General features: G+C 33.7%; 3 protein-coding genes and 1 pseudogene. All 4 read right to left on the bottom strand.

Going from position 1 to position 2,038, the window contains the following annotated elements:
• Positions 1 to 539: pseudogene (locus BUA99_RS15635) on the bottom strand (transposase); the annotation flags it as partial.
• Positions 540 to 800: 261 nt separating this feature from the next.
• A complete protein-coding gene (locus BUA99_RS14685) occupies positions 801 to 1,148 on the bottom strand; it encodes a type II toxin-antitoxin system PemK/MazF family toxin (RefSeq protein ID WP_072994036.1) in 348 nt (115 codons plus the stop codon).
• A complete protein-coding gene (locus tag BUA99_RS14680; RefSeq protein WP_072994034.1) occupies positions 1,138 to 1,368 on the bottom strand; it encodes a hypothetical protein in 231 nt (76 codons plus the stop codon). Before BUA99_RS14680 ends, BUA99_RS14685 begins: the two co-directional genes overlap by 11 nt.
• A gap of 132 nt (positions 1,369 to 1,500) precedes the next feature.
• Positions 1,501 to 2,038: transposase (locus BUA99_RS14670; protein WP_200778678.1), on the bottom strand; the 538-nt coding region annotated here is incomplete at its 5' end.

Genomic DNA, 2,038 nt, shown 5'->3' with positions numbered 1-2,038 from the left:
AGCAAGAACCTTGTTATATTCGGCAAGTTTGTTGTCAATATAAGCGATGTACATTGAATTTTGGCGGGATTAAAATTAATTTTCTTGGAGTTTTGAGCCCGAAGTATAGTGCTATCTCCAGCAACAAGGCTTCCTCCACTGAGTTCAAAATGCGAAGCGAGATTTACTGTTGCGCGAAAAACACGAGCAGTATATTTGGGATTTTCTTTTCTGAAATTAGCAACGGTATTGTGATCTGGAACCAAGCTTTTCATCAGCCAAATAAGCTCCATATTTCAATCACATTCTTTTTCTAAAACTCTAGAAGAACGCATCCGATTGAGATATCCATAAATAAAAAGTTTGAGTAAATCCGCGGGATGATAGGCAGGACGACCGTTTTCCACAAAGGAAAAATCAAAACCAAAATCAGCTAATTTTAAACTATCCACAAAAAGGTCAATAAGTCGCACTTGATTGTCTTGTGCGATGGCTTGATCCATGGAAGAAGCAAAAAGGGGAATTTGACTTCTATCGCATCCGATGATAAATTTACTCATAAACTACTTATTAAAATAACATAACTACTTGTTAATCAGTAGTAAAAAGTAAGGATTTATACAAGTTTCAGAGTGGTTTTTTTTTAAGATAATTGAATAAAAAGAGGGGAGGTTTTTAGACATTTTGATGTGCCGTAGCTTGCAGAAGTGGCGAACTTCGGAACCGAGTTGTTTCGGATAAGATAGAATATCTTGCGATAGAAAAATATTAATTAACCACAAAATTCGTAATCTTGCTAAACGGCTGTTGTGCGATCGTGCTTATTCTAGGTCCATTATAATTATAATATTTTCTTTTATTTTTTCAATTAAATCGGTTGGCAATCTCCCAACTTTTTTAAATAATCTTTTGTTGTCGATTGCTCGAATTTGATCAATCATTATGTCGCAATCTTCATTTAAATTTGCCATTCCCTTTTTAATATGAACTCTTAAAATATCAGAATCATCTTGAACGTTTGTAGTTATTGGACAAACGATTGTTGAGGGATGCGATATATTATTCAGAAAGTTTGTTTGAACAATTAGAACAGGTCTAGATTTACCTGCCTCAGTTCCTATTTGTGGATTCAAGTCAGCGATCCAAATTTCGTATTGATTAATCTGCATAGTCAATTTTTTCAAATTGTTTTAAAATGTTCATTGAATCTTTTTTGACTAATGCGGATTCGGCTTTAAGTCTTTGTTCTAAAATTTGTCTTTTCTGTACCTTATTATAATATTCAATTGCCTCGTTTATGTATCTATTTCTAGGAATACTAATTCTTGAAAGAATTTTTTCAGTTTCTCCGAATATTGAATCATCTATTTTAAGTGATACTGTTTTCATATGTTTTAATTTGATACCATAAAGGTATATCTTTTTTAGATATGAAATTATTTAGTTCGATTTTTTTTTTTCGCATATCGCCCAACTTCAATTCCTCTAAAAACCCTTCCATGTTCTTATTCCAACTTAATTTTAAAGTAAATATAATCCATTTAAAGAACAATAATTCCGTCTTTTAAAAATTACGTCTACATTTATTTCAAAATTTACAAAGTCGTAAAGAGCTTTAAAATCAGTTTTATTGACCCAATAAAACAAAGCCGTACGTTTTAAGTACATTTTCAACCTATTTAGGTCAACGAGATTAAATATTCGCTTGAGATTGTAATCGGTGAAAATCAATTCGACATCCGCACTAGCGTGTTTGATGGTTTTTTTGGTCATGATGTAATAGAAGTCCCAGCGGTGTTTGATTACACCGTAGGGATGTTCGACAATAGCTTGGCGACGGCGGTAGATTTCGTAATTATTTTCGATTCGAACCTTATTGGCGTAGATTAAATCGGCATGCTCAGAGGGTTCAATGAGGCGGCCTCGCGCGTTTTTGGTACACTTTTTAAAGAGTTCGCAACTCTGGCAATCGCTTGTTTTGTAGTGCTTCATTTGGGTAACCGACTTTCCGTTTTTCTTGGAATACCAATTGCTTTTGGTGGTTAAGATTTGATTGGCG

The organism is Flavobacterium segetis (genome assembly GCF_900129575.1).
Taxonomy (GTDB): domain Bacteria; phylum Bacteroidota; class Bacteroidia; order Flavobacteriales; family Flavobacteriaceae; genus Flavobacterium; species Flavobacterium segetis.
This window is presented reverse-complemented; position numbering and strand designations above follow the sequence as displayed.